Genomic DNA, 25,009 nt, shown 5'->3' on the forward strand with positions numbered 1-25,009 from the left:
GCTCCGCTCGTCGCTCGAAAACGTTGCAGTGTATCGCTATTCCGGCGCCAGCGCGATCGCATGCACGAGCCGGCCGTAATCGGCCTCCTTGCGATGCACCGACCGGCGGTAGCTGAAGAACCGCTCATCGGCATAGGTGTCGATGCCGAGATCGTCGATCATCAGCACGCCGGCATTCTCGAGCCGCATCCGGATGAAGCCGGCGAGGTCGAACATTGCGTGGCCGTCGCGCTCGCCGGGGACGAAGAACATGCCGTGCTCGGCATCGGCCTCGATGAAGCGCTCGACGAATTCTCGGCCGACCTCGTAGGAGTCTTGCCGGATCAAGGGGCCGATCGCGGCGACGATGCCACCGCGCGCGGCGCCAAGCTTCTCCATCGCCTCGATGGTCGATTCCAGCACGCCGGTCAGCGCGCCCTTCCAGCCGGCATGCGCAGCGCCGATCACCCGTGCATTGGGGTCGACGAACAGGATCGGTCCGCAGTCGGCGGTCGTGACCGATAGCGCAAGGCCCTCGATCCGCGTCACAAGCGCGTCCGCCTTCGGGCGCGGGCTACCGTTCCATGGGCCGGTGGCGACCACGACGTCGGGTGAGTGGACCTGGTGGACGCTGACCAAATGCGCCAGCGGCACGCCGAGTTGCTCGGCCATCCGCCGCCGGTTCTCTGTCACCTTGGCGGGATCGTCATTGGAGCCGAGGCCGCCATTCAGGCTCGCATAGAGACCGTCGGAGACGCCGCCCTCGCGCGAAAAGAAAGCGTGGCGAAGCCCCGGAATGGCCGACAGCAGCGATGATCCCAATGTCATGACTATTCGGCCTCGTCAGGCAGATCGCTGAGCCCGGCGATCGAGGTGATGCGTGGATCGGAGACCGCCATGGCCTTGAACATCGATCCCATGCCGCCGCGGCCGGAGTCGGTCAGGCGCTTCAGCGCGCCGAGGATGTCGGCGGAGACTTCCGGAGTGGCCTTCGCCATCAATCCGGCGGCGCGGGCCTCGACGCCGAGGCGCTTGAGGAAGTCGCCCTGCGTCACTGGTCCGTGGACCCGTGCGCCGACATCCTCGGCGGCCCGTGTCAGCGCCTGGAAGTCGACATGTGCGGTGACGTCGGCCTCTCCCGGATTCTTCAAGGGGTCGGTGAAGCTGTGGCGTGCGATCGCCTGGAAGGTGTCGCCGGCGTCGCTGCGCAAATGGCCGTAGTCGATGATTAGCGCGGCGCCGTCCTGGTCGCGCACCCGCGTCGCGAGCTTCATGATCTCGGTATCGGGCCGCCATTCGAACACCGCGCCGACCGGGGCGGCGCGCACCAGCGGCGGCAGCAGCACGTCGAAACGCGGCACGGGCTCGGCGGCCGCCGCGAAGTACAGCCGGCCATTGGCGTCGATGCCGACCGTGCGCTCGTGCCAGCCGGTTTCGCGCCGGACCATCTGGTGGATCGGCAGCACGTCGAAATATTCGTTGGCGAGGATCACTGCCGGCCCCTCGGGCACCTCGTCGATGCTGTCGTGCCAGCTGATGTTGCGTACGCCCGACAGCGTCTCGCGCTGCTTCTCGCGCAGCACCGGATTGACCTCGACGAGGTGGACGCTCAGTGATGCATAAAGCGGCGGCAGAACGCGGAGCGCGCGCAGCGCATCCGCCATCATTGTGCCGCGGCCCGGACCTAGCTCGACCAGCCGCAGCGTGGCAGGCGAGCCGATCGCCCGCCAGATCGACGCGCTCCACAGGCCGAGCAGCTCGCCGAACATCTGGCTGACTTCCGGAGCCGTGGTGAAATCACCCTCGCGTCCGAGCGGGTCGCGCGACAGGTAATAGCCGTGCTCCGGATGCATCAGGCACAATTTCATGTAGCGCCAGACCGGCATCGGTCCGGACGATTTGATCAGCTTCCTGATCTCGTCCAGCAGCGGGGATGGTTCGCTCACGGCCTTCCCTTAGGTCTCGTCCGGCGCCGGCTGCCGCGCCTCGCGACGCATGGTGGCCGCGATGATGATAGCGCCTACAACAAGCATTGGCACAGAGAGCAACATACCCATGGTTAACCCGCCCCACAGGAATCCCAGCTGCGGGTCGGGCTCTCTGAAATGCTCGCCGATGATTCGGGCAATACCGTAGAAGGTGATGAAACAGCCGAGAATCAGGCCGGGCCGCCGCAAGGCCCCCATCCGGATCATGATGGCGAGCACCGTGAAAAGCAGGATGCCTTCCAGTCCGGCCTCGTAGAGCTGGCTCGGATGACGGGGCAGCGGCCCGCCATTGGGGAAGATCATGGCCCAAGGCAGGCTCGGATCGGCGTGGCGGCCCCATAACTCGCTGTTGATGAAGTTGGCGAGCCGGCCGAGCAACAGCCCGATCGGCGCCACCGCGGTGGTGATGTCGCCGAGCGACAGAATCGAGACGTTGTTGCGGCGTGCGAACAGCATCACGGCGACGACGCAGCCGAGGAAGCCGCCGTGGAACGACATGCCGCCCTTCCACAATTCGAGGATCTCGCGCGGATGCTCCGCGAAGAAGGGCAAATTGTAGAACAGTACGTAGCCGGTGCGGCCGCCGACGATGATGCCGATGGTGACCCAGAGGATGAAATCGTCGAGTTGCACCAGCGTGATCGGCGCCGGCCCGGCCCACAGCCGTTCCTTCTTGAGCAGCGAGCGGGCATAGACCCATCCCAGCACGATGCCGACGATGTAGGCCAGCGCATACCAGCGGATGACGACAGGCCCGAGCGAGACCGCGACGGGGTTGAACACCGGAAAGTCGATCAGCAGGAACGGCATCGTGCGTGTTGGGCTCAGCTCACGAGGTTGCGGCGATAGAGGGCGAGCAGCCGTTCCCAATGGCGTTCGGCGGCGTCGCGGTCATAGACCGGGCGCTTCGGGAACGCAAAGCCGTGATGCGTGCCGGGATAGATCTCGACCTCGTTGCTCGATGCCTTCATCCCCGCCTTTACCTGCTCGATGATCTCGGCCGGGGCGTAAATGTCGGTCTCGGCGCAGGCGAAATAGAGTTCGGCCTTGGTCTTGCCTGCGGCGAGATGGGGGCTGTCCGGCTGATCGGTCGCCAGATGCGTGCCATAGATCGAGGCCGCCGCTTTCACCCGATCGGGGAAATGCGTCGCAGCGTTCACCGCATAACGGCCGCTCATGCAGTAGCCGACGGTGCCGATGACCCTGGTGTTGGCGGCTTTCTGCGTCTCGGCATAGGCGAGCAGGCCTTTGGTGTCTTCCATCACCAAGGGGATGTTGAGCGACTGCATCAGCGCGAACATCCGCTTGCGCTCCGGCGATTCGGGATCGGGGTTGATCGGGCCGAGCTCCATGACGCCGGCGCGGTAATACATGTTGGGCAGCATCACGTAGTAGCCGGAGGTGCCGAGCCGGCGTGCCATGTCGCGCAACTCCTCGCGGATCGCCGGCGCGTCCATGTAGAAGATCACGACGGGGAATGGCCCGCCGCGCTCGGGATGAGTGATGAAGGTGGTGGTCTTGCCGTCCTTGGTCTGGATATCGACCGTTTGCTCGATCATGGCGTTTCTGCTCGCGTTCTGAGTTGCGATTTCTGTTGTCAGTTCAATACGATTGCAAGGAAACTATGGCATGACAAGGCAAGCTGCCGAGGCCCAGCCATTCGTTCCGGACTTGAACCTGTCAGCGCGGATCGCCATTGTCTTGGCGCCACCTGTGAATGCGGAGAGCTTGCGACATGACCCAGACCAACAACCGGTTTTTCGACGAGATCGGCCGTCTGATGAACGACGCCGCGGGCGCCGCCCAAGGCGTCAAGCGCGAGGTCGACCAGGTCATGCGTAACCAGGCCGAGCGCATCCTGCGTGACCTCGACGTCGTCAAGCGCGAGGAGTTCGATGCGGTCAAGGATATGGCCCGACTCGCGCGCGAGGAGAACGAGGCGCTGAAGGCCCGGATTGCCGTGCTGGAAGCCAAGCTCGGGACGACGGGCTAGGCAGCTTCCGTAGTCCGGATGGAGCGAAGCGAAATCCGGGACAGGACTATTCACTGTTCGAGCGGCCCCTGGATTGCGCTGCGCTCCATCCGGGCTACAGGTTCGCGGTTGGGCCGCGAGCAAGAAAATTTCCTTCATTTCCTTGTCATTTCGCCCCTTTGAGGCTAAAAGCCGGCCACGTCCGCGGCCCCCGCACCCCTGGAGGCTTGCTGTGGACCTGAGCATGGGCCGCGCTGCGGCCTTTAACTTTTTAAATACAAGGACTTAACGCTATGGCGACCGTCAAGGAATTGAAGGCGACCGCGCGTCCGAAGAGCGGCAAGGGGGCCGCCCGGGCGGAGCGTCGCGCCGGGAGAGTTCCCGGAGTGATCTACGGCAACAACCAGCCCCCCGTGACCATCTCGGTCGACGACCGCGAGCTGCGTCAGCGCATCGGCGCGGGCCGGTTCCTGACCACGATTTACGACATCGACCTCGAGGGCAAGAAGCACCGCGTGATTCCGCGCGACTTCCATCTCGACCCGGTGAAGGACTTCCCGATCCATGTCGATTTCATGCGGCTCGGCGAAGGCGCCACCATCCGCGTCAGCGTGCCGCTGCACGTCGTGAACGCGGAAACCGCTCCCGGCATCAAGCGCGGCGGCACCGTCAACATCGTCACCCATGCGCTCGATCTCGAGTGCTCGGTCGACAACATCCCGCAATTTATCGAGGCCGATGTCAGCGCGCTCGAGATCAGCCACTCGCTGCATCTCTCCGAGATCAAACTGCCCGCCGGCGTCAAGTCGCTGACCCGCGAGGATGCGACGCTGGTCACCATCGTGCCGCCGTCAGGCTACGCCGAAGAGCAGAGGGCCGCAGCTGCGGCGGCTGCTGGCGGCGCAGCGACCCCGGCTGCGGGTGCTGCTGCCGCTCCGGCTGCTGCTGCCGCACCGGCCGCGGCTGCCGCGGCTCCGGCCGCAGCTGCCAAGGCGCCCGCCGGCGGTGGCGACAAGAAGAAGTAACCGGTCACGTCGGCGCGCAATCACCTGATGGCGCGCCGATACGGGAAGCCGCGCCATGCGCCTCTTCGTCGGTCTCGGTAATCCCGGCGCGAAATACGCCGGCAACCGGCACAATATCGGGTTCCTGGCGGTGGACGAGATTCAGCGGCGTCATGGTTTCGCACCGTGGCGCCGTCGCTTTCAGGGCGAGACCTCCGAAGGCGTGCTCGACCATGAGAAGGTCGTGCTGCTCAAGCCGGCCACCTACATGAACGAGTCGGGGCGCGCGGTGCAGGAGGCGGCGAGCTTCTTCAAGCTCGCGGCCGCCGATGTCACGGTGTTCCAGGACGAGCTCGAACTGCCGCCGGCTAAGCTGCGCGTGAAGATCGGCGGCGGGATTGCCGGCCACAACGGGCTCCGCTCAATCTCCGGCCATATCGGTAACGAGTATCGCCGCGTGCGGCTCGGGATCGGTCATCCCGGCGTCAAGGAGCTGGTGCACAGCCACGTGCTGTCGGACTTCGCCAAGAGCGACCGGCCGTGGGTGGAGGCCTTGTGCGCGGCCATCGCCGACAATGCCGGCCTGCTGGCGAAGGGGCAGGACGCCTCGTTCGCCAACAAGGTGCATCTCGTGATGCAGGCGAAGGGATTTTTCGACAAGGGTGAGAACGGCGGACAGCCGGCCTGATCGCTGTCGTCGTCTGGCCTCGTGCCGGGCAGGGAAAGAATGTTGAGGATGCTATGGGTTTCAAATGCGGGATCGTCGGGCTGCCCAACGTCGGCAAATCGACGCTGTTCAATGCGCTGACCGAGACGGCGGCCGCGCAGGCGGCGAACTATCCGTTCTGCACCATCGAGCCGAATGTCGGCGAGGTGGCTGTGCCCGATCCGCGGCTCGACAAGCTGTCGGCGATCGCAAAGTCCGCGCAAATCATCCCGACCCGGCTGACCTTCGTCGACATCGCAGGACTGGTGCGCGGCGCCTCCAAGGGCGAAGGCCTCGGCAACCAGTTCCTTGCCAATATCCGCGAGGTCGACGCCATCGCGCATGTGGTGCGCTGCTTCGAGGATTCCGACATCACCCATGTCGAGGGCAAGATTGCACCGCTCGCCGACATCGAGACCATCGAGACCGAGCTGATGCTGTCGGATCTCGACAGCCTGGAGAAACGCGTCGACAATCTTTCCAAGAAGGCCAAGGGGAACGACAAGGACGCCAAGGAGCAGCTTGATCTCGTCAACCGCGCGCTGGTGTTGCTGCGCGACGGCAAGCCGGCCCGCGCGCTGGAGCGCAAGCCGGAGGAGGAACGGGCGTTCCGCATGCTCGGCCTGCTGACCTCGAAGCCGGTGCTCTATGTCTGCAACGTCGAGGAAGGCTCGGCGAAAGACGGCAACAGCTTTTCCAGTGCAGTGTTCGAGCGCGCCAGGGAGGAGGGCGCGGTGGCGGTCGTGATCTCAGCCAAGATCGAATCCGAGATCGCGACGCTGTCGCGTGAGGAACGCGTCGATTTCCTGGACACGCTGGGCCTGGAAGAGGCCGGGCTCGACCGCCTGATCCGCGCCGGCTATCAGCTGCTCGACCTCATCACCTATTTCACGGTCGGGCCGAAGGAAGCGCGCGCGTGGACCATCGATCGTGGCACAAAGGCTCCGGCCGCCGCCGGCGTGATCCATACGGATTTCGAGAAGGGCTTTATCCGCGCCGAAACCATCGCCTATGTTGACTATATCGCCGGCAATGGCGAAGCCGGCGCGCGCGATGCCGGCAAGCTGCGGCTCGAAGGCAAGGACTACGTCGTCGCCGATGGCGACGTCATGCATTTCCGCTTCAATACCTGATCGCGATCGCGGCCTCTTTCCCCACGTCATCCCGGGCAACCGAAGCGCGACCCGAGACCCATAACCGCAGGATTGTGTCGTTGAAGCGGGCTGCGGCCCAAGCCTCGCCCCATCCACCATTGGTGGTTATGGGTCCTGCTTTCGCAGGGACGACAGCGAATATGTGGCAATTCACCGGTCCACGCGGCCGATCACATCCATCAGCTCGGTGATCTTGCGCCGCTGGTCGGCCTTGTCGCCGGACGAGATCGCATGCTCGACGCAATGGGCGACATGGTCGCGCAGCACCTCTTCCTCGACGCGACGCAGCGCCGCGCGCGCGGCGGCAATCTGCGTCACCACGTCGATGCAATAGCGATCCTCCTCGACCATGCCGGCGAGGCCGCGGATCTGGCCCTCGATTCGCTTGAGCCGTTTTAAACAGGATGCCTTGATCTCTTCGCGCATAAGCGTCATATACCCCCCTAGGGTATTAAACGCAAGAGGCCGGAAACCGGCGGGGAAGAGTCTGGTGGCACACGCAGAGCACGACCATCCACACGCGCATCACCGCCATCACGGCGCGGCCGCACATTCCTGTTGCGCTGGCAAGCATGATCATGGTGACACGCCGGCCGAGCCCGACATGGCGATCGATCCTGTCTGCGGCATGAAGGTCGATCCGGCCACCGCCAGGCACCGCTTCAACTACAAGGGCGATGAGTATTTGTTCTGCAGCGGCCGCTGCCGCGAGCGCTTCGAGGCCGAGCCGGAGAAATTCCTGAGCCCCCGCGAACCCGAGCCGCCCGCGCCTGCGGACACCATCTACACCTGTCCGATGCATCCCGAGGTGCGTCAGGTCGGTTCGGGCAGTTGTCCGATCTGCGGCATGGCGCTGGAGCCTGAGCAGGTCTCGCTCGACAACGGGCCCGATCCTGAACTGATCGACATGACCAGGCGCTTGTGGATCGCGCTGGCGCTTACGTTACCCGTTTTCGTGCTCGAGATGGGCAGCCATCTCGGCCTGATGCATCTGGTTCCGCAGACCTGGTCGAACTGGATCTCGTTCGTGCTGGCGACGCCTGTGGTGCTGTGGGCCGGCGCGCCATTCTTTCAGCGCGGCTGGCAGTCGCTGGTCACGCGCAATCTCAACATGTTCACGCTGATCGCGATGGGCACCGGTGTTGCCTACATCTACAGCGTGATCGCGACGTTGGCGCCGCAGCTGTTTCCGCCCGCGTTTCGCGACATGCATGGCGCGGTCGCGGTGTATTTCGAGGCGGCGGCGGTCATCACCGTTCTGGTGCTGCTTGGCCAGGTGCTGGAGCTGCGTGCGCGGGCGCGGACCTCGGGCGCGATCCGCGCGCTGCTCGGCCTTGCGCCGAAGACCGCGCGGCGCATCACCGATCACGGTGAAGAAGACATCGCGATCGACGCGATCAAGGTCGGCGATCGCTTGCGGGTACGGCCCGGCGAGAAGGCCCCGGTCGACGGCATCGTGACCGAGGGGCACGCGGTGGTCGATGAATCCATGGTCACCGGCGAGTCGATGCCCGTGCCCAAGGCCGAAGGCGATCGCGTGATCGGCGGCACCGTCAACCAGAGCGGCGGCTTCGTGATGCAGGCCGAGAAGGTCGGTCGCGACACCATGCTGTCGCGGATCGTCGACATGGTCGCGAAGGCGCAGCGCTCGCGCGCGCCGATCCAGCGGCTCGCCGACCGCGTCGCCGGCTGGTTCGTGCCGGCGGTCATCGCCGCCGCCGTGCTCGCCTTCGTCGCATGGGAGCTGTACGGACCGGAGCCGCGCCTGACCTTCGCGCTTGTCGCCGCGGTCACGGTGCTGATCATCGCCTGCCCCTGCGCGCTCGGGCTCGCGACGCCGATGTCGATCATGGTCGGCGTCGGCCGCGGCGCGCAGTCCGGCATCCTGATCCGCGACGCGCAGGCACTGGAGCGGATGGAGGCAGTCGATACGCTTGTCATCGACAAGACCGGAACGCTGACCGAGGGCAAGCCGAAGGTCGCGCGCGTCATTCCGGCTGAAGGCTTCGACGAGGCCGGCCTGCTGCGCCTCGCTGCAAGTGTCGAGCAAGGCAGCGAGCATCCGTTGGCGCAAGCGATCCTGACAGCGGCGAAGGAGCGCGAGCTTGCACCCGCTGCGGTCGGCAACTTCGCCTCACCGTCCGGCAAGGGCGCGACCGGCATGGTTGCGGGCAAGCAGGTCGCGCTCGGCAATGCCATGCTGATGGGTGAGCTCAAGGTCGCTACGTCAGCGCTGGATCGGGCCGCCGAAGCCGCGCGTGTGGACGGCGCCACTGCGATCTATGTCGCCGTCGATGGCCGCATCGCCGGCGTGATCGCGATCGCCGATCCGGTCAAGGCGTCGGCAGCGAAAGCCTTGCAGGCGCTGCGCGCCGAAGGCCTGCGCATCGTGATGCTGACCGGCGACAACCAGACCACGGCGCAGGCCGTGGCGCGCACGCTCGGCATCGATGAGGTCGAGGCCGGTGTGCTGCCGGAACGCAAGAGCGAGGTCGTGCGGCGGCTGCGCCGCGAGGGCCGCACCGTCGCGATGGCCGGCGACGGCGTCAACGACGCGCCGGCGCTCGCCGCCGCCGATGTCGGCATCGCGATGGGCGGCGGCACGGATGTCGCGATCGAAAGCGCCGGCATCACGCTGCTCACCGGCGACCTGACGGGCCTCGTTCGTGCCCGGCGGCTGTCGGTTGCGACCATGGGCAACATTCGCCAGAACCTGGCCTTCGCCTTCGTCTACAACGCCGCCGGCGTTCCGATCGCAGCCGGCGTGCTGTATCCGCTGTTCGGCATCCTGTTGTCGCCGATGGTCGGCGCAGCTGCGATGGCGCTGTCCTCGGTCAGCGTCATCGGCAACGCGCTGCGATTGTCCCGCACGAAACTGGACTAAAGCGGGACGAGATAAGGCCGAATCGTCATCGCGCTTTGGCTCCTTGTTTGAGTATGATCTCCGCGCAAACGCGTTCCGCGTTTGTCGCGAGGGAAAACCGCTGCACACTTTTCCGGATCATGCTCTAGGCTCCGCTGGCGAATAGCCCGGATTTCGCTGACGCTTCATCCGGACACGAAGATCACGCCGGCTGCGGCATCGGCTGTGCCCGCCGCTCCATTTCCGCATCGAGCCAGGCGGCGAGATCGGCGCTGACCTCAACCATTGGCAGCCGGACCTCGGGGCTGTCGATCAGGCCCAGCCGCCACAGCCAGTGCTTGGCCGGCGACGGGCTCGGCGCGGCGAACAATAGCCGGGTCAGGGGGGCGACACTCTGCCACGCGGCCAGCGCCGCATCGCGATTGCCCTCTCTCAGCAGCATTCTGATCGAGGCGAAGGTCTCGGTCTGAACATGCGCCGACAGCAGGATCGCGCCATCGGCGCCGTCGGACAGCGCGTCGAACGTTTGCGTGTCCTCGCCGGTCAGCACGCGGAAGCCGGCCGGCCGCCGGGCGATGAAGTCGATCGTCTGGGCGCGATCGGCGCAACAATCCTTCATGCCGACGATGTTTGGGTGCGCGGCAAGCGAAAGCAGCGTCTCGTTGGTGAGGTTCACCGCTGTGCGGTAGGGGATGTTGTAGAGCACGATCGGCCAGGCGGCGTGATCGGCGAGCGCGTTGAAGTGCTGCACGAGCCCGCGCTGCGAGGGGCGCGTGTAATAGGGGCTTGCGATCAGGTAGCCGTCGATCGGCCAGTCGGCGGTGTCATCAAGCGTTTCCTTCATTCGTGCAGTGCTGGCGCCGGAAAGTCCCAGGCAGACCGGCAGATGGCGGGAGGTGGCACTGAGCTCGGCGAGCACCACGCTCACCAGCCCCTCCAGCTCGCCCAGGCCCAGCGACATGCCCTCACCGGAGGTTGCACCGAGGATCAAGCCGTCGACGGGCTGGCCGGCATAGTGCCGCACCAGACGGCGCAGCGAGGTGACGTCGAGCTCACCGTCGCGAAACGGAGTGATCAAAGGCAGCCACAGGCCATGCAATTGTTGTTGTAGATCAGTCATGTTCCATCTCCTTGAGGTGGGGAAGCCGGAGACGGGACCCAACAAAAAACCCCGTCCAGACGGCGGGGTTTCGGGATCGTTCAAATGCGAAGGATGATCTTATCGCGCGCGATCTCGTGTCCCCGGGAGGGGACCTTTTTTCGACGAGAGAGCTGCGCACGAAGTCGTGATCATGAAACGATGATGCTGCGATGCGTTCGTATTGTCAATGCGTGCACAAGCCCGCAGGTGCAATCCGTTATGTCGGCGCGGACATGACGTCGAGATGAAAAAAAGCCGGGCTCGACTGAGCCCGGCTTGAGGTATTGGCCACGTGAGGCCGACACAATCACCTTCCAAGAGGGATTACTGAACAACCGCGCCACTGGAGGAGGGGGACATATGCGCGACGCGACCGCTCAGCGTGTTGATACTATGATCCCCATAACCGCCATGCGGCAACCGTCCGAGCCGCATGTCAGACATGCGGAGATTTGGGGGGCATCTTGCAGCGGCGCGGAGCCGTATAACGGAAACGTATAAGGGCCGCTTAATCAGGACGGCCAGCGCTGCGCCTTGCTCACCACAAAGTCGCGGAACACCTGCACCCGCGCCACCGTCTTCAGCTCCTCCGGATAGACGAAGTAGGTGTCGAGTGCGATAGAGTCGGATTCGCCGAACAACTGCACGAGGCGGTTGTTCTCTTCGACCAGATAGTCCGGCAGCGCGGCGATGCCGAGCCCCTGCTGACAGGCGCGCACCAGCCCCAGGATGTTGTTGACCTTGAAGTAGGGTTCTCGCGGCCCGGAGCCGTTGCGGCCGGCGTCGATCAGCCAGCTTCGGTTCTGCAGATGCGGCTGCACCTGCGCATCGCCGAGCATGATGATGCGATGCGAGTCGAGATCATCGAGCGTCCGCGGCGTGCCGAAGCGCTTGATGTATTCCGGCGAGCAGTAGGCGTGGAAACCGATCGAGAACAGCTTGCGCTGGATCAGGTCGGGCTGGGTCGGCTTGCGGGTGCGGATCGCAACGTCGGCCTCGCGCATCGACAGATCGAGATCCTCGTCGGTGACGATCAGCGAGATCCGGATGTCCGGATAGAGCGCGGTGAACTCGTCGAGCCGCGGGATCAGCCAGTTGATGCCGAGCGCGGGCGGCGTCGTGATCTTGAGGTCGCCGCTCGGCCGTTCGCGGCTGTCGGTGAGTTTTGCCCGCGCAGCCTGCAGTTGCATGAACACGTCGTGGGCGGTGCGGAACAGCAGATCGCCCTGTTCGGTCAGGATCAGGCCGCGGGCGTGGCGGTGGAACAGCGAGACCGACAGCTCCTGCTCCAGCGCACTGACCTGGCGGGAGACCGCCGATTGCGAAAGTCCAAGCTGCTCGCCGGCATGCGTGAAGCTGCCCGCTTCCGCCGCTGCGTGGAAAACCTTCAGCTTGTCCCAGTCCATATCCGTAAATCCGTCGCGAGATCGTGCCATGACTATTCCGCCGCTGCGCGATCATTCGCGCGAAGAGCCAGAAAGCGTTCCGCCTCGAGTGCCGCCATGCAGCCGAGGCCGGCGGCGGTGACCGCCTGCCGATAGGTTTCGTCCGCCACGTCGCCTGCGGCGAACAGGCCAGGGACCGAGGTTGCGGTCGAATTCGGCGCCACCTCGACATAGCCAGACGGTTTGAGCTTGATCTGGCCTTTGACCAACTCGGTCGCGGGCGCGTGGCCGATCGCGACGAAGACGCCGTCGGTCTTGAGTTCCGTCAGCGCGCCGGTCTTGACGTTCTTCAGTCGCACATACGTGACCTTGCTCGGGTTCTCGGTCCCGCAGATCTCGTCGAGCACGGAGTCCCAGACCACCCTGATCTTCGGGTGCTTGAACAGGCGCTCCTGCAGGATGCGCTCGGCGCGGAAGTGGTCGCGGCGATGCACGATGGTGACTTGCGTGGCGTGGTTGGTGAGGTACAGCGCCTCCTCGACCGCGGTATTGCCGCCGCCGACCACCACGACCTCCTTGTTGCGATAAAAGAAGCCGTCGCAGGTGGCGCAAGCCGACACGCCGCCACCCTGGAATTTCACTTCCGACGGTATCCCGAGCCAGCGCGCCTGTGCGCCGGTGGCGAGGATGACGGTTTCAGCCAGATAGATGTCGCCGGAATCGCAGGTCAGGCGGAACGGCCGCTGGGAGAGCTCAAGCTTGGTGACAAGGTCGGTGACGATGCTGGTGCCGACATGGGACGCCTGCTTCTCCATCTGCTCCATCAGCCAGGGACCCTGGATCACGTCGGCGAAACCCGGATAGTTCTCGACATCGGTGGTGATGGTGAGCTGCCCGCCCGGCTGGATGCCCTGGATCAGCACCGGCTCGAGCATCGCGCGCGCCGCGTAGATCGCCGCGGTGTACCCGGCGGGGCCGGACCCGATGATGGCGACCTTGGCATGGATAGGCGCGGGCATTGGCAGATCCCTCTGTTTTGGGGACTTTGATCAGGACTTGTGCGGGAAGCGCCCGGAAACGCGTCGCAGCGGCGCCAAAAGTGTCAAATCCAAGAATATGATATCTGGGTAGCTATGCAAGAATTGCAATCCAAGCCAGCGATTTTTCCCCGGAACTGAAATCAAATTCGCGAAATCGTGCGCTGCACGCGCAATAAAATTGCGCAAGCTGCGCCGCCTGCGCTATGAGAGTTGCCGGCAGAGCTGCCGAGCCTTCCAAGCCCTTAGGGAACCGTAGTCGCGTGTCGAAGAACCTTGACGAGATCGACCTCAAAATCCTCGCCGAAATCCAGGCGGACGGCCGAATCACCAACGTGGAACTGGCCAAGCGCGTCGGGATCTCGCCGCCACCCTGCCTGCGCAGGGTCCGGACTCTGGAGGAGGAAGGCTACATCCAGGGATACCGCGGCCTGCTCGATCCGCGCCGTCTCGGCTTCGACGTGACCGTGTTCGCTGCGGTTCATCTGTCGAGCCAGGCCGACGCCGATCTGCGCGCCTTCGAGACCTTCGTGCGCGCCGAGCCGCTGGTGCGGGAATGCTGGATGCTGTCGGGCGAGGTCGACTTCATCCTGAAATGCGTCGCGCCCGACATGGCGACGTTCCAGGATTTCGTCACCCACCTGACAGCCGCGCCACATGTGCGCAACGTCCGGACGTCGCTGGTGCTGCACAATTCAAAGTACGAGGCGGCGGTGCCGCTGGATCTCAGGGCCGCCGGCTGAGGCGCGGTCTCCGTTGATCCGTCATTGCGAGCAGTTCGCGACAAAATTGCATGCAATTTTGCGCTGAAGCGACGAAGCAATCCATGCTTCGTCGCTCGCGGAGAAAATGCTTCGCTGCACTCGCAATGACGGGTGTTCGCTACTTCTTCAGCATCGCGTCGACGCTGATGGGGCCGGGGCCCGAGGTCGCGAGGTAGAGGCAGGCGAAGCAGAACGCGATCGCCAGAGTGCCGCCATTGAGCAGCGGATAAAAGCCCTTGGGGAAGTGGTAGATGAAATAGGCGAAAGCCATTTCTCCCGACAAGACGAAGGCCACGATCCGGGAAAACAGGCCGATCATTAGCAGCGCGCCGAGGATCAGTTCAATAATGCCGGCAGTTCCGACCAACGAGAACAATTCGACTTTGTCGAACATCGTCCCGGGCGGGAATTTAAGCAGCTTGGCGACGCCGAACTGAAACAACAGCAGTCCGGTGATGAACCGGAGCAGGCTGAGAGCCAGCGGCTGAAACTTTGAAAACGTCTGGTCCAATGTCATTTACCCCTTGTTTGACACGCTGGAACTTTGCACGCGTCGACGGTGTCTGCCACAACCGCGTGATGTTAACACCCTGCGCCTGGAATCATTCCTCGCCGTCGAGACCGCGAAATATCGTCGCACAGCAGCGACATGCAACGACACAAGGCGCGTGTTGCAACGCATCACCGTGCTGATTCCAAACCCACCTCAAGATGATTATGATGCATAATCATATCGTGATCTCCCCATAGTATGGGGCGCAGCGCCTCTCCACTCACATTGGCGTCAGAATGCGGGTGCAAAAAAAGCCGCGTGGCCGACGCGGCTTTTCTGCACCAGTCACATCGAGGTAACTAGCGCCACTCGACCTTGGTGATCTCGTAGGCCTTGGCGCCGCCCGGCGCCATCACCTCGACGGTAGCGCCCTTCTTCTTGCCGATCAGCGCGCGCGCCAAAGGCGAGGTGATCGAGATGCGGCCTTTCTTCGCGTCGGCTTCGACCTCGCCGACGATCTGCCACACCGCCTTCTTCTCGGTGTCCTCGTCGACCAGCGTCACGGTGGCGCCGAACTTGATGGTGTCGCCGGAGAGCTTGGAGATGTCGATGATGTCGGCTCGCGCGAGCTTGTCTTCCAACTCGGCGATGCGGCCTTCGTTGTGAGACTGCTCTTCCTTCGCCGCGTGATACTCGGCGTTCTCCGAGAGGTCGCCATGCGATCGAGCTTCCGCGATATGTTCGATGATGCGCGGACGGTCCACCGATTGGCGATGCTTCAACTCGTCCGTCAGCGCGGCGTATCCACCCGCGGTCATCGGAACCTTATCCATCATCTTCGTCCTTTATCGCGCGCGCCCCCGGCGTGCACGAGCATTTGTTTCAGCTAACGCAGGAATCAGGGCCGAAAAGCGCCCGGAAGCCCAGTGATTTTCGGCCCCGCTAAGGGCCGAGACAACATCCAATCGCGCGGTGAGTTCCAGCCGTCAGGCTAATTGCTGACCGGCTGGGGCCTTCGGCCGGAGCAGCGGTCAGCTCTCGGAAAAGTAACTCTGAAGCGTGCGGACCTCAAGGTCCCCGTCCCGATAGGCGCGGATCCCCTGCGCGGCCGCCACCGCGCCGGAAAGAGTGGTGTAATACGGCACTTTATGCAAGAGGGCAGCCCGGCGCAGCGAGCGGCTGTCGGCCAGTGCCTGCGGACCCTCGGTGGTATTGAAGACCAGCTGGACGTCGCCATTGGTGATGGCGTCGACAATGTGCGGACGCCCCTCCAGCACCTTGTTCACTTTCTCCGTCGGCACACCATTGTCGCTGAGATAGCGCTGGGTGCCCGAGGTCGCCATCACCTTGAAGCCGAGCGAGTGCAGGAGGCGGACCGCGTCCGCGATCCGCATCTTGTCGTCGCCGCGCACCGAGACGAACACCGTGCCTCGGCGCGGCACGCGGGTGCCACCGCCGAGCTGGCTCTTGGCGAACGCCACCTCGAACGAGCGGTCGATGCCCATGACCTCGCCGGTCGAGCGCATCTCGGGGCCAAGCACGGTATCGACACCGGGGAAGCGCGCGAACGGGAAGACGGACTCTTTCACGCCGACATGGCCGAGCTGCTTCTTTTTCAGCTTGAAGTCGGCGAGTTTCTCGCCGGCCATCACGCGCGCCGCGATCTTGGCGACCGGCGTGCCGACCACCTTGGCGACGAACGGCACCGTGCGAGAGGCGCGCGGGTTGACCTCGAGCACGTAGATCTCGCCGTCCTTGATGGCGTATTGCACGTTCATCAGGCCGACCACGTCGAGGCCGAGTGCGAGCTCGCGGGTCTGCCGCTCCAGCTCCTCGATCATCGTCGTATCAAGCGAGTGCGGCGGCAGCGAGCAGGCTGAATCGCCGGAATGGATGCCGGCTTCCTCGATATGCTCCATGATGCCGACGATGAAGGTGTCCTTGCCGTCGGAGAGGCAGTCGACGTCGACCTCGGTCGCGTCGGACAGATAGCGGTCGAACAGCAGCGGGTTCTTGCCGAGCACGGTGTTGATCTGACCGGTCTTGTCGTTCGGGTAGCGCGCCTTGACGTCGGCGGGCACCAGCTCGGGCAGCGTGCCGAGCAGGTAATCGTTGAGCTGGTTCTCCTCGCGGATGATCTGCATCGCGCGGCCGCCGAGCACGTAGGATGGACGCACCACCAGCGGCAGGCCGAGATCGGCCGACACCAGCCGCGCCTGCTCGACCGAATAGGCAATGCCGTTCTTCGGCTGCTTCAGGCGCAGCTTGTCGAGGATGCGCTTGAAGCGGTCGCGGTCCTCTGCAAGGTCGATCGCATCGGGCGAGGTGCCGAGGATCGGCACGTCGGCGGCTTCCAGCGCGCGCGCCAGCTTCAGCGGGGTCTGGCCGCCGAACTGCACGATCACGCCGTGCAGCGTGCCGTTCCGGCGCTCCGTTGCGATGATCTCGAGCACGTCCTCGGCGGTCAGCGGCTCGAAGTACAGCCGATCGGCGGTGTCGTAGTCGGTCGACACCGTCTCGGGATTGCAGTTGACCATGATGGTCTCGTAGCCGGCGTCGGCCAACGCGAAGCAGGCATGGCAGCAGCAATAGTCGAACTCGATACCCTGGCCGATACGGTTCGGCCCGCCGCCGAGGATGATCACCTTCTTCTTGTCGGACGGCTCGCTTTCGTCGGCCAGGCGGCCTGCGAACGGCGCTTCGTAGGTCGAATACATGTAAGCCGTGGGCGAGGCGAATTCCGCAGCGCAGGTGTCGATCCGCTTGTACACCGGACGGACGCCGAGCGCGTGTCGCTTCGCGGTCACCTCGGCTTCGGTGGTTTCGGTCAGGACGGCAAGCCGCGCATCAGAGAAGCCCATCGCCTTCAGCATGCGCATCCCGTAGCCGTTCGGCGGCAGGCCGTTCTTGCGAACCTTGTCCTCCATCTCGACGATGCCGCGCATCTCGGCGAGGAACCAGGGGTCGATCTTGCAGGAGTTGAAGATCTCCTCGTTCGACCAGCCAAGCCGCATCGCCTGCGCGACCTGCATCAGGCGGTTCGGCGTCGGCGTGCCGAGCGCGGCGCGGATTGCGTTCTTGTCGTCGCTGCGGCCGAGACCCTCGATGTCGATCTCGTCGAGGCCGGTCAAGCCGGTCTCGAGCCCGCGCAGCGCCTTCTGCAGGCTCTCCTGGAAGGTGCGGCCGATCGCCATCACCTCGCCGACCGATTTCATCGAGGTCGTCAGCGTGGAGGAGGCGCCGGGAAACTTCTCGAACGCGAAGCGCGGGATCTTGGTGACCACGTAGTCGATGGTCGGCTCGAACGAGGCCGGCGTCGCCCCGCCGGTGATGTCGTTGGCGATCTCGTCCAGCGTGTAGCCGATCGCGAGCTTGGCCGCGACCTTGGCGATCGGGAAGCCGGTCGCTTTCGATGCCAATGCCGAAGAGCGGGAAACTCGCGGGTTCATCTCGATCACGACCATGCGGCCGTCGTCCGGATTGATGCCGAACTGCACGTTGGAGCCGCCGGTCTCCACCCCGATCTCGCGCAGCACCGCAATCGATGCGTCGCGCATGATCTGGTATTCCTTGTCGGTCAGCGTCAGCGCCGGCGCCACGGTGATGGAATCGCCGGTGTGCACGCCCATCGGATCGACGTTCTCGATCGAGCAGATGATGATGCAATTATCCTTCTTGTCGCGCACCACCTCCATCTCGAACTCTTTCCAGCCGAGAACGGATTCCTCGATCAGCACCTCGTTGGTCGGCGAGGCGTCGAGGCCGCGCTCGATGATGTCGAGATACTCTTCCTTGTTGTAGGCGATGCCGCCGCCGGTGCCGCCGAGCGTGAAGGAGGGGCGGATGATCGCCGGCAGGCCGATGTCGGACAGCGCCATCAGCGCTTCGGCGAATGCCTGTTGCTGGTAGCGCTTGCGCCGCTCGTTCTCGCCGGCGTCCCATTGCTGCTCGAACTCTGCGAGCTCGGCGCCGGACAGCTTCTCGCGGTCGGCAAGATATTTGTCGCGGTCGGATTTCTTCAGCGCGGAGGCGTTGGCAAGCCGCGACTTCGGCGTCTTCAGGCCGATCTTCTCCATCGCGTTGCGGAACAGCTGGCGGTCTTCGGCCTTGTCGATGGCATCGGCGGTAGCGCCGATCATCTCGACGTCGAACTTCTCCAGCGTACCCTGCTTGCGGAGCGACAGCGCGCAGTTCAGCGCAGTCTGCCCGCCCATGGTCGGCAGCAGCGCGAATCCGCCGGGGACGACGTGGCGCTCCTTTTCGATGATCTTGGCGACGATCTCGGGAGTGATCGGCTCGATATAGGTCGCATCAGCCAGCTCCGGGTCGGTCATGATCGTCGCCGGGTTGGAATTGACCAGGACGATCCGATAACCCTCTTCCTTCAGCGTCTTGCAGGCCTGCGTGCCGGAATAGTCGAATTCGCAGGCCTGGCCGATCACGATGGGACCGGCGCCGATGATCAGGATGGTGGAGATGTCGGTTCTTTTGGGCATCAGGTCTCGCGAACTGGAATTTGGGCACAAAAAAAGGGCGCGCGGATCGCGCGTCCCTCGAGCCCTGCGCTACAGTTTGTAGCGCGGGAAGCGCGATCCCTCGCGCGCGGGTGGTCTTTAGACCAGTTTCCGCACCCGCGAAACCCCTAAAAAGACCGAATCAACCGGCAATTTTGAGCGGTTTTAGCCACATCTGCCGACCCTGAACCAGGAGCGCTGCGAGTGCGGCAACGACGCTGAGGCCGCCCGTCCAGCCAAGGTCGCTCGGGTCCATCACCGACAGCACTACGGCGCCCGCCATCCCTCCGATCGCGATGCCGAGATACAGTGCCGAGGCATTCAGCGACAGCGCGATCGTGGCGACGTTGGGTTCAATTCGCACGATGCTTGCGACTTGCGCGGTATAGAAGGCCCAGGCCGCGAGACCCTGCCAAAAGATCAGGCCGAGGAAGAGCGGCCGAGCCAGTTCCGGCGGCACGAATTTCAGCGTGACGGATTGCAGGGCCAGGGCCAGCACCATTCCGGTCAGCCCCAGCGCGGCAGTCGGAATCGGGCCGATGCGGTCGGCAAGCGCGCCGCCGAGCAGGTTGCCGATCGCAGCGGCTGAGCCGAAAATCAGCAATGCAAGGCTGATTTCAGTGGGACCGAAGCCGAGCACGCGCAGAGGCACCGACAAATAGGCGAATACGGTAAAACCGCCCGCCGCCCAAAGAACTGTGATGGCGAGTGCGTGCAGAATGGCTCCACGCCGCGCAACCGCGATGCGTTCACCGAGGGTGGCCGTCGTGCGCGGCAGGCCACGCGGAAGTCCGAACAGCAGTCCCAGCAATGCGACCGCGCCGAGGCCGGCGACCATGACGAAAGTGGCGCGCCAGCCGAGGTGATTGCCGATCAGGGTGCCGAACGGAACGCCAACGACCGTTGCCACAGTCAGTCCCGAGGTCACGAGTGCAATTGCTCGGCCGCGCCGCTCGGGAGAAGCGATGGCGACCGACACGGCAAGGGCGGTCGGCATACACAGACCGGCTCCGACGGCCATCAGCATGCGCGAGATCAGCAGCAGCAGAAAAGTCGTTGCCGCCAGAAAATTGGCGGCGATGAAAGAGGAGAGGGCAAGTGCCAGCAATGTCCGGCGATCGAGGTTATTGAAGGCGACCGCGAGAAGCGGCGAGCCGACGGCGTAAGTCAGGGCGTACACGGTCACCAATTGGCCGGTCGATGCCAGGGAGACCTGCAGGTCCGCCGCGATAACCGGCAAAAGTCCCGCAATTACAAATGCTTCTGTCCCAATCGCAAATGCCGCCGTCGCCAACCAAAGCACGCTCATCATCGTTCCTTGTTCAAGGTTTATTGAACTATTGATCGCTCGTTCTTTCCGAGTCAATTAGTTCAAGAAATATTGAACATTGCGGGCGCCGATCGGAATCAGTATGGATGGGTGATGGCAAGACCCTTGCGACATCCGACCCGCGACGAAATCGAGTTGCCACTCGTGCTGGATTGCCTGAGCGATCCCATTCGACTGGCGATCGTCTATCAGCTGGCGCAGCACCAACGCGACGGGACCGAGTTGTGCTGCGGCGATTTCAACGAACTCAGCGGCAAATCGAATCTGGCCTATCATTTCACGAAGCTGCGCGACGCGGGACTGATGCAAACCCGCATCGTCGGCACCAACCGCCTGATGAAGCTGCGCCGTGAGGATCTCGACGCGCGCTTTCCAGGCCTGATCGATGCGGTGATCAAGTCCGCGGCGCGCGATGCCGGACGATTGTCGCTCGTCGCTGAATGCGAGATCGCCGACACGGATTGAAGCAGCACTTTTATGTGGGGACATCCAGCCCGGCTTTGCCCTTCGGGCTACGCCGCGGCAGCCTTCGCCAGGGAAGGCCTGCCGAGCCGAAGCTGCGTCGGCAGCGAAGGCTGGAGGCCCGGCCTGGGTTTGAACCAGGATAAAGAGCGATGCACTGCTCTCGCGTCGACGCCTTCCGCCACCGGGCCAAGTCGATCATTGCCGACTATGTCCGCGGCAGCCACGTTTAGTCATCATTAACCTTAACGTGGCCGACGGCCGGTCAATGGTGCGCCACGAAGGTCATCCGCCACGGGTTGTGCCCGATGTTTTCAGGTGCGCGCGTGGCCGTGAAGCCGGCTGCGCCCAGCTTTGCGATCATCTCGCCCTCGGCGTAACGCTGCAGGCCGATCTTGTTGCGCAGTTGGCGGTAGTCGGAGAGTGCCGTCGAGACCAGCCCGATCAGCGCATCGCGCAGGAAGCCATGGGTTGCAGCGAAGCGCAGCAGCGCCAGCACATCGCGCGGCATCCCGACCTCGGGCCGCAGGATGTCGCCGAGCACGAAACGGCCGGTGGGCTTCAGCAGGCGGCGGACCACACCGAACGCGGAATCCAGTTCCTCCGGCGTCATGTATTGCGCGACCGAATTCATCACGACGAGGTCGACCGTGTCCGGCTCCATCTGCTTCAGGTCGTCGAGCGAGCGAACACGGATCCTGGTGTTGGGCGCAAAGCGCGCGATCAGCCGGCCGCGCACGCCGGGCGCGGGCTCGGCCAGATAGAGCTTGGCGCACGCATCGGCGACCTTCATGGCCGAGAGAGCTTCGCCGCAGGCATAGTCCAGCACCACGGCATCGGGGGAGGGGATGTAGCCGATGATATCGCGCGCGATGGCCTCGAAGTGCAGGTCGCGGTGCAGCCTGCTCGCATAGATCGTATGCGTGGAATCGTAGTAGTCGATCCATTCATCCATCGCGTGGTCATTCCGGCAAAAATCGGGGTTCCGCTGCACACAGGAACGGGCAGGTGGGTGATGCGTTAGCGGTCCGGCGACGAATGTGCAATGCGCCGAACGTCCGGTTCCTAACAGGAAGGTCCACCGTGAGCAAAGCCAAGACTGACGACAAATCCGACAAAATCTCGCCCGATCTGGATACGCCCAGCGACCTCCCGCAGGCTGCGGCAGAGAAGATTTCAGCCTCGCTCAATACGCTGCTGGCGGATGCCTTCGCGCTCTACCTGAAGACCAAGAACTTCCACTGGCACGTCAGCGGTCGGCATTTCCACGACTATCATCTGATGCTGGACGAGCAGTCGGATGCGATCTTCGCCACCACGGATCAGCTCGCCGAACGGGTGCGCAAGCTCGGCGGCACGACGCTGAAATCGATCAGCGACATCACCAGGCATCAGACCATCCAGGACAATAACGAACTCTACGTGCCGCCGCGCGAGATGCTGCGCGAGTTGATGGAAGACAACAAGCATATCGCGGCCGCGATGCGCAAGGCGCACAAGCTGTGCGACGAGCACGAGGATTCCGGCACCGCGGGTCTGCTTGAGACATTCATCGACGAAACCGAGCGTCGCACCTGGTTTCTGTTCGAGGCCAGCCGTCAGGAAGGCAGCAACGCGGCGTAGGCCGGTCATGGCGTGGAGTTCGCGACAAGATTGCAAGGCAATGTCGCGCTGAAGCGACGAAGCCATCCACTCATTCCCGGCGGGGAGGGATGGATTGCTTCGCTTGCGCTCGCAACGACGGGCCGGAGCTTATCGGTGCCACAACCTGACCAGCGGCCCATCACTTCCCAGCACCGGATCAGTCGCCGGGACCGCGACGCGCGGGATTGTCTTCAATGCCCTGGCATGGTTCTCCGGCGACGGCCGCTGCAAATCCATCGGCGGGCCGGGCGGATAGGCGCCGACCACGGAGAAGTCGTCACTCGCCGACAGGCATTGATGTCCGGTGCCGGCCGGCAGGATCGCGACGTCGCCGGCCGCGATGTCAAGCGCGCGCCCGCGCTCGCCGCCGAATTGCACCCGCGCGCGGCCGCGGGCGATGCCGAGTACCTCATGCACAGTGGCGTGATAATGCGCGAAATCGTAAACGCCGTTGCGCCACATCGCGCCCCAGCCGTTGCGGGCGAACAGGTCCTCGATGGTGGCCTCGGGATCGCCTCCGACCTCGACGGCGCCCTTGTAGACCAGGAACGGCATCGGATTGTTGGGCACGAGCCCGTCGTCGGCGAAGACGATTGCCTGCGGCTCGATCCCGGCTTTGACTGCGGACATGGGTGCCTCCCGTCAGCAGGAGATTATGCTTTGCTCAACCCGCTGTCAGGGTCTCGTGTTCCTGCAGCTCAGGCCGTCTTCGGCAGTTCGAAGACCAGGCAGGTCGTGGTGGCGTGGGCGATCAGCTTGCCCTTGTCGTCCGTGATACGCGCTTCCGCGGTCGCAACGCGGCGGCCGGCATTGAGCACGCGGCCCTCGGTGCGGATCGTGCCGGTGTCCCTGCTCATGCCGCGGACGAAGGAGATCTTGAACTCCAGCGTGGTATAGCCCGAGCCCTTCGGCAGCGTGCTCTGCACCGCGAGCCCCATCGCGGAATCGAGCAGGATCGCGGCGTAGCCGCCATGCACCGAGCCGATCGGATTGTAGTGGCGCAGGCCGGGGATGCTGTGGATCACCACAACGCCTTCCTCGGCGGTGCAATCGAACGGCTCGACCGTCTGCATAATCGGCGGCTCCGGAAGTCGCCGGGCGAAGATCGCACGCACGAAGTCGAGGCCCGGCATCGAAGCCATCACCTCCATCGGGGTGATGCCGTATTCGACCGGCGGAGGGGGGCTATCGATCACCTGGAAAGGTCTCCGTCATCGCGAGCGAAGCGAAGCAATCCATCGCTCCGCCCCGGATGGATGGATTGCTTCGTCGCTTCGCTCCTCGCAATGACGATTGCCTCTAGGCGGCGGGTTTCTTCTGCCGCATCAGATCGGCAAAGCGCTGGAACAGATAGTGGGAGTCGCGCGGGCCGGGCGAGGCCTCGGGGTGGTATTGCACCGAGAATACCGGCTTGCCGTCGAGCGCGATTCCGCAATTGGAGCCGTCGAACAGCGAGATGTGGGTCTGCGTCGCGCCCTTGGGCAGCGTCGCCTGGTCCACGGCAAAGCCGTGGTTCATCGAGGTGATCTCGACCTTGCCGGTGGTCTCGTCCTTGACCGGGTGATTGGCGCCGTGATGGCCCTGATGCATCTTCATGGTCTTCGCACCGACGGCGAGCCCCAGCATCTGGTGGCCGAGACAGATGCCGAAGGTCGGCGTCCCCGAAGAGATCACCTTCTGGATCACGGGTACGGCATATTTGCCGGTCGCAGCGGGATCGCCGGGGCCGTTCGACAGGAACACGCCGTCCGGCTCCATCGCCAGGATGTCCTCGGCTGGCGTCGTCGCCGGCACCACGGTGACCTTGCAACCGACGCCGGCGAGCAGGCGAAGGATGTTGCGCTTGATGCCGTAGTCGATCGCAACCACGTTGAATTCGGGCGCCGTCTGCCGGCCAAAGCCCTGGCCCCATACCCAGGGCGTCTCGTCCCAGGTGAAGCGCTGGCCGGAGGTGACCATCGGCACGAGGTCCATGCCCTCGAGGCCGGGCCATTCACGGGCCTCTTCCTTCAGCCCGTGCAGATCGAACTCACCGGACCTCGAATGCGCGATCACCGCGTTCGGCATGCCCTTGGAGCGGATCAGCGCGGTCAGCGCGCGGGTGTCGATGCCGGAGAGCCCGATGATGCCGCGCGCCTTCAGCCACTGGTCGAGGTGGCGGGTGGCGCGGTAGCTCGAGGGATCCGATATCGCCGTACGCAGGATCACGCCACGCGCGCCGGGCGTCGCGGCCATGTTCACCGTCTCGATGTCGTCTTCGTTGGTGCCGACATTGCCGATATGCGGGAAGGTGAAGGTGATGATCTGCCCGGCATAGGACGGATCGGTGAGGATCTCCTCATACCCGGTCATCGCGGTGTTGAAGCAGACTTCACCGACGGCGTGGCCTTCCGCGCCGAGGCCAAAGCCTTCCAGCACGGTGCCATCGGCAAGCACGAGGAGCGCGGTCGGCTTGTGGTCCGGCCAGGCGGGAGCGTTTTCGGATGGTGTCATGAGCCCTTTAAATAGACGCCGCACCCTGCGGCGTCAAAGCGAAAGGGCGCTGATTCACACGGCATTCCCGACCGAATTGA

Annotated in this window: 24 protein-coding genes; 8 read left to right on the top strand and 16 right to left on the bottom strand. The window is 64.2% G+C overall.

The features are described 5' to 3' along the window. Nucleotides 1-36: 36 nt before the first annotated feature. The 4 genes from pgeF to JQ586_RS06330 all read right to left on the bottom strand — a co-directional run bounded on the left by pgeF (nt 37) and on the right by JQ586_RS06330 (nt 3,526). On the bottom strand, nt 37-807 hold the full coding sequence (pgeF, locus tag JQ586_RS06315; protein ID WP_212393659.1) for a peptidoglycan editing factor PgeF: 771 nt from the start codon (nt 805-807) through the stop codon (nt 37-39). Nucleotides 808-809: 2 nt separating this feature from the next. After that, complete coding sequence (locus tag JQ586_RS06320) at nt 810-1,865, bottom strand: class I SAM-dependent methyltransferase (RefSeq protein ID WP_212393840.1); 1,056 nt, start codon at nt 1,863-1,865, stop codon at nt 810-812. 69 nt (nt 1,866-1,934) lie between these two features. Continuing rightward, nucleotides 1,935-2,777 carry a prolipoprotein diacylglyceryl transferase gene (lgt, locus tag JQ586_RS06325; RefSeq protein ID WP_212393660.1) on the bottom strand — a complete coding sequence of 281 codons (843 nt, stop codon included), beginning with the start codon at nt 2,775-2,777 and terminating at the stop codon, nt 1,935-1,937. 14 nt (nt 2,778-2,791) lie between these two features. Continuing rightward, entirely contained in the window at nt 2,792-3,526 is a 735-nt protein-coding gene (locus JQ586_RS06330) for a dienelactone hydrolase family protein (protein ID WP_212393661.1), read from the bottom strand. Between the two features lie 176 nt (nt 3,527-3,702). On the opposite strand from JQ586_RS06330, the gene JQ586_RS06335 reads away from it, so the two are divergent. The 4 genes from JQ586_RS06335 to ychF all read left to right on the top strand — a co-directional run bounded on the left by JQ586_RS06335 (nt 3,703) and on the right by ychF (nt 6,782). Continuing rightward, nucleotides 3,703-3,960, top strand: coding sequence for an accessory factor UbiK family protein (locus tag JQ586_RS06335; protein ID WP_212393662.1), 258 nt, complete (start codon nt 3,703-3,705; stop codon nt 3,958-3,960). A gap of 272 nt (nt 3,961-4,232) precedes the next feature. Next, nucleotides 4,233-4,964, top strand: coding sequence for a 50S ribosomal protein L25/general stress protein Ctc (locus JQ586_RS06340; protein ID WP_212393663.1), 732 nt, complete (start codon nt 4,233-4,235; stop codon nt 4,962-4,964). A gap of 55 nt (nt 4,965-5,019) precedes the next feature. After that, a complete protein-coding gene (pth, locus tag JQ586_RS06345; protein WP_212393664.1) occupies nt 5,020-5,631 on the top strand; it encodes an aminoacyl-tRNA hydrolase in 612 nt (203 codons plus the stop codon). Nucleotides 5,632-5,684: 53 nt separating this feature from the next. Further along, entirely contained in the window at nt 5,685-6,782 is a 1,098-nt protein-coding gene (gene ychF, locus JQ586_RS06350) for a redox-regulated ATPase YchF (RefSeq protein ID WP_212393665.1), read from the top strand. 171 nt (nt 6,783-6,953) lie between these two features. Here the strand turns inward: ychF and JQ586_RS06355 are convergent, their stop codons facing one another. Further along, the gene (locus tag JQ586_RS06355; RefSeq protein ID WP_212393841.1) at nt 6,954-7,229 is read right to left on the bottom strand and encodes a metal-sensitive transcriptional regulator; all 276 of its coding nucleotides are present in this window, start codon (nt 7,227-7,229) and stop codon (nt 6,954-6,956) included. A gap of 64 nt (nt 7,230-7,293) precedes the next feature. Between JQ586_RS06355 and JQ586_RS06360 the strand changes: the two genes are divergently transcribed. After that, nucleotides 7,294-9,687: a heavy metal translocating P-type ATPase gene (locus JQ586_RS06360; RefSeq protein ID WP_409410964.1), complete on the top strand. Its 2,394-nt coding sequence runs from the start codon at nt 7,294-7,296 to the stop codon at nt 9,685-9,687. 181 nt (nt 9,688-9,868) lie between these two features. Here the strand turns inward: JQ586_RS06360 and JQ586_RS06365 are convergent, their stop codons facing one another. From JQ586_RS06365 to trxB, 3 genes are all read right to left on the bottom strand, one after another. After that, complete coding sequence (locus JQ586_RS06365) at nt 9,869-10,786, bottom strand: 4-hydroxy-tetrahydrodipicolinate synthase (RefSeq protein ID WP_212393842.1); 918 nt, start codon at nt 10,784-10,786, stop codon at nt 9,869-9,871. 533 nt (nt 10,787-11,319) lie between these two features. Then, nucleotides 11,320-12,243: a LysR family transcriptional regulator gene (locus JQ586_RS06370; RefSeq protein WP_212393667.1), complete on the bottom strand. Its 924-nt coding sequence runs from the start codon at nt 12,241-12,243 to the stop codon at nt 11,320-11,322. A gap of 2 nt (nt 12,244-12,245) precedes the next feature. Further along, the gene (trxB, locus tag JQ586_RS06375; protein WP_212393668.1) at nt 12,246-13,211 is read right to left on the bottom strand and encodes a thioredoxin-disulfide reductase; all 966 of its coding nucleotides are present in this window, start codon (nt 13,209-13,211) and stop codon (nt 12,246-12,248) included. Between the two features lie 281 nt (nt 13,212-13,492). Between trxB and JQ586_RS06380 the strand changes: the two genes are divergently transcribed. Further along, nucleotides 13,493-13,972, top strand: a complete 480-nt coding sequence (locus JQ586_RS06380; protein ID WP_212393669.1) for an Lrp/AsnC family transcriptional regulator — start codon at nt 13,493-13,495, stop codon at nt 13,970-13,972. A 139-nt stretch (nt 13,973-14,111) separates the two neighbouring features. Here JQ586_RS06380 and JQ586_RS06385 read toward each other — a convergent pair whose 3' ends face one another. The 4 genes from JQ586_RS06385 to JQ586_RS06400 all read right to left on the bottom strand — a co-directional run bounded on the left by JQ586_RS06385 (nt 14,112) and on the right by JQ586_RS06400 (nt 20,309). Next, entirely contained in the window at nt 14,112-14,510 is a 399-nt protein-coding gene (locus tag JQ586_RS06385) for a DoxX family protein (RefSeq protein WP_409334465.1), read from the bottom strand. 335 nt (nt 14,511-14,845) lie between these two features. Continuing rightward, a complete protein-coding gene (gene greA / locus JQ586_RS06390; RefSeq protein WP_212393670.1) occupies nt 14,846-15,319 on the bottom strand; it encodes a transcription elongation factor GreA in 474 nt (157 codons plus the stop codon). A 198-nt stretch (nt 15,320-15,517) separates the two neighbouring features. Next, nucleotides 15,518-18,982 carry a carbamoyl-phosphate synthase large subunit gene (gene carB / locus JQ586_RS06395; protein WP_212393671.1) on the bottom strand — a complete coding sequence of 1,155 codons (3,465 nt, stop codon included), beginning with the start codon at nt 18,980-18,982 and terminating at the stop codon, nt 15,518-15,520. 160 nt (nt 18,983-19,142) lie between these two features. Continuing rightward, nucleotides 19,143-20,309 (bottom strand): MFS transporter, encoded by a 1,167-nt coding sequence (locus JQ586_RS06400; RefSeq protein ID WP_212393672.1) that lies wholly within the window; start codon nt 20,307-20,309, stop codon nt 19,143-19,145. A gap of 114 nt (nt 20,310-20,423) precedes the next feature. Here JQ586_RS06400 and JQ586_RS06405 point away from each other — a divergent pair, with 114 nt between their 5' ends. Next, complete coding sequence (locus JQ586_RS06405; RefSeq protein ID WP_212393673.1) at nt 20,424-20,795, top strand: helix-turn-helix transcriptional regulator; 372 nt, start codon at nt 20,424-20,426, stop codon at nt 20,793-20,795. 262 nt (nt 20,796-21,057) lie between these two features. On the opposite strand, the gene JQ586_RS06410 is transcribed toward JQ586_RS06405, so the two are convergent. Continuing rightward, entirely contained in the window at nt 21,058-21,747 is a 690-nt protein-coding gene (locus tag JQ586_RS06410; protein WP_212393674.1) for a class I SAM-dependent methyltransferase, read from the bottom strand. A 128-nt stretch (nt 21,748-21,875) separates the two neighbouring features. On the opposite strand from JQ586_RS06410, the gene JQ586_RS06415 reads away from it, so the two are divergent. Continuing rightward, nucleotides 21,876-22,415: a DNA starvation/stationary phase protection protein gene (locus tag JQ586_RS06415; protein WP_312016936.1), complete on the top strand. Its 540-nt coding sequence runs from the start codon at nt 21,876-21,878 to the stop codon at nt 22,413-22,415. Nucleotides 22,416-22,544: 129 nt separating this feature from the next. Here JQ586_RS06415 and JQ586_RS06420 read toward each other — a convergent pair whose 3' ends face one another. The 3 genes from JQ586_RS06420 to carA form a co-directional block, all read right to left on the bottom strand. Beyond that, on the bottom strand, nt 22,545-23,066 hold the full coding sequence (locus JQ586_RS06420) for a hypothetical protein (RefSeq protein ID WP_212393675.1): 522 nt from the start codon (nt 23,064-23,066) through the stop codon (nt 22,545-22,547). 68 nt (nt 23,067-23,134) lie between these two features. Further along, a complete protein-coding gene (locus JQ586_RS06425; RefSeq protein ID WP_212393845.1) occupies nt 23,135-23,587 on the bottom strand; it encodes a PaaI family thioesterase in 453 nt (150 codons plus the stop codon). Between the two features lie 148 nt (nt 23,588-23,735). Then, the gene (carA, locus tag JQ586_RS06430; RefSeq protein ID WP_212393676.1) at nt 23,736-24,929 is read right to left on the bottom strand and encodes a glutamine-hydrolyzing carbamoyl-phosphate synthase small subunit; all 1,194 of its coding nucleotides are present in this window, start codon (nt 24,927-24,929) and stop codon (nt 23,736-23,738) included. Nucleotides 24,930-25,009: the final 80 nt, after the last annotated feature.

The sequence above is a fragment of the Bradyrhizobium jicamae genome, from assembly GCF_018130215.1.
GTDB lineage: Bacteria > Pseudomonadota > Alphaproteobacteria > Rhizobiales > Xanthobacteraceae > Bradyrhizobium > Bradyrhizobium jicamae_A.

Excerpts from the sequence above, each read along its gene's own strand:
- pgeF (WP_212393659.1), bottom strand. The coding sequence starts at position 807 with ATGACATTGGGATCATCGCTGCTGTCGGCCATTCCGGGGCTTCGCCAC.
- JQ586_RS06320 (WP_212393840.1), bottom strand. The coding sequence starts at position 1,865 with ATGCCGGTCTGGCGCTACATGAAATTGTGCCTGATGCATCCGGAGCAC.
- lgt (WP_212393660.1), bottom strand. The coding sequence starts at position 2,777 with ATGCCGTTCCTGCTGATCGACTTTCCGGTGTTCAACCCCGTCGCGGTC.
- JQ586_RS06330 (WP_212393661.1), bottom strand. The coding sequence starts at position 3,526 with ATGATCGAGCAAACGGTCGATATCCAGACCAAGGACGGCAAGACCACC.
- JQ586_RS06335 (WP_212393662.1), top strand. The coding sequence starts at position 3,703 with ATGACCCAGACCAACAACCGGTTTTTCGACGAGATCGGCCGTCTGATG.
- JQ586_RS06340 (WP_212393663.1), top strand. The coding sequence starts at position 4,233 with ATGGCGACCGTCAAGGAATTGAAGGCGACCGCGCGTCCGAAGAGCGGC.
- pth (WP_212393664.1), top strand. The coding sequence starts at position 5,020 with ATGCGCCTCTTCGTCGGTCTCGGTAATCCCGGCGCGAAATACGCCGGC.
- ychF (WP_212393665.1), top strand. The coding sequence starts at position 5,685 with ATGGGTTTCAAATGCGGGATCGTCGGGCTGCCCAACGTCGGCAAATCG.
- JQ586_RS06355 (WP_212393841.1), bottom strand. The coding sequence starts at position 7,229 with ATGCGCGAAGAGATCAAGGCATCCTGTTTAAAACGGCTCAAGCGAATC.
- JQ586_RS06365 (WP_212393842.1), bottom strand. The coding sequence starts at position 10,786 with ATGACTGATCTACAACAACAATTGCATGGCCTGTGGCTGCCTTTGATC.
- JQ586_RS06370 (WP_212393667.1), bottom strand. The coding sequence starts at position 12,243 with ATGGCACGATCTCGCGACGGATTTACGGATATGGACTGGGACAAGCTG.
- trxB (WP_212393668.1), bottom strand. The coding sequence starts at position 13,211 with ATGCCCGCGCCTATCCATGCCAAGGTCGCCATCATCGGGTCCGGCCCC.
- JQ586_RS06385 (WP_409334465.1), bottom strand. The coding sequence starts at position 14,510 with ATGACATTGGACCAGACGTTTTCAAAGTTTCAGCCGCTGGCTCTCAGC.
- greA (WP_212393670.1), bottom strand. The coding sequence starts at position 15,319 with ATGGATAAGGTTCCGATGACCGCGGGTGGATACGCCGCGCTGACGGAC.
- carB (WP_212393671.1), bottom strand. The coding sequence starts at position 18,982 with ATGCCCAAAAGAACCGACATCTCCACCATCCTGATCATCGGCGCCGGT.
- JQ586_RS06400 (WP_212393672.1), bottom strand. The coding sequence starts at position 20,309 with ATGAGCGTGCTTTGGTTGGCGACGGCGGCATTTGCGATTGGGACAGAA.
- JQ586_RS06405 (WP_212393673.1), top strand. The coding sequence starts at position 20,424 with ATGGCAAGACCCTTGCGACATCCGACCCGCGACGAAATCGAGTTGCCA.
- JQ586_RS06410 (WP_212393674.1), bottom strand. The coding sequence starts at position 21,747 with ATGGATGAATGGATCGACTACTACGATTCCACGCATACGATCTATGCG.
- JQ586_RS06420 (WP_212393675.1), bottom strand. The coding sequence starts at position 23,066 with ATGTCCGCAGTCAAAGCCGGGATCGAGCCGCAGGCAATCGTCTTCGCC.
- JQ586_RS06425 (WP_212393845.1), bottom strand. The coding sequence starts at position 23,587 with ATGGAGGTGATGGCTTCGATGCCGGGCCTCGACTTCGTGCGTGCGATC.
- carA (WP_212393676.1), bottom strand. The coding sequence starts at position 24,929 with ATGACACCATCCGAAAACGCTCCCGCCTGGCCGGACCACAAGCCGACC.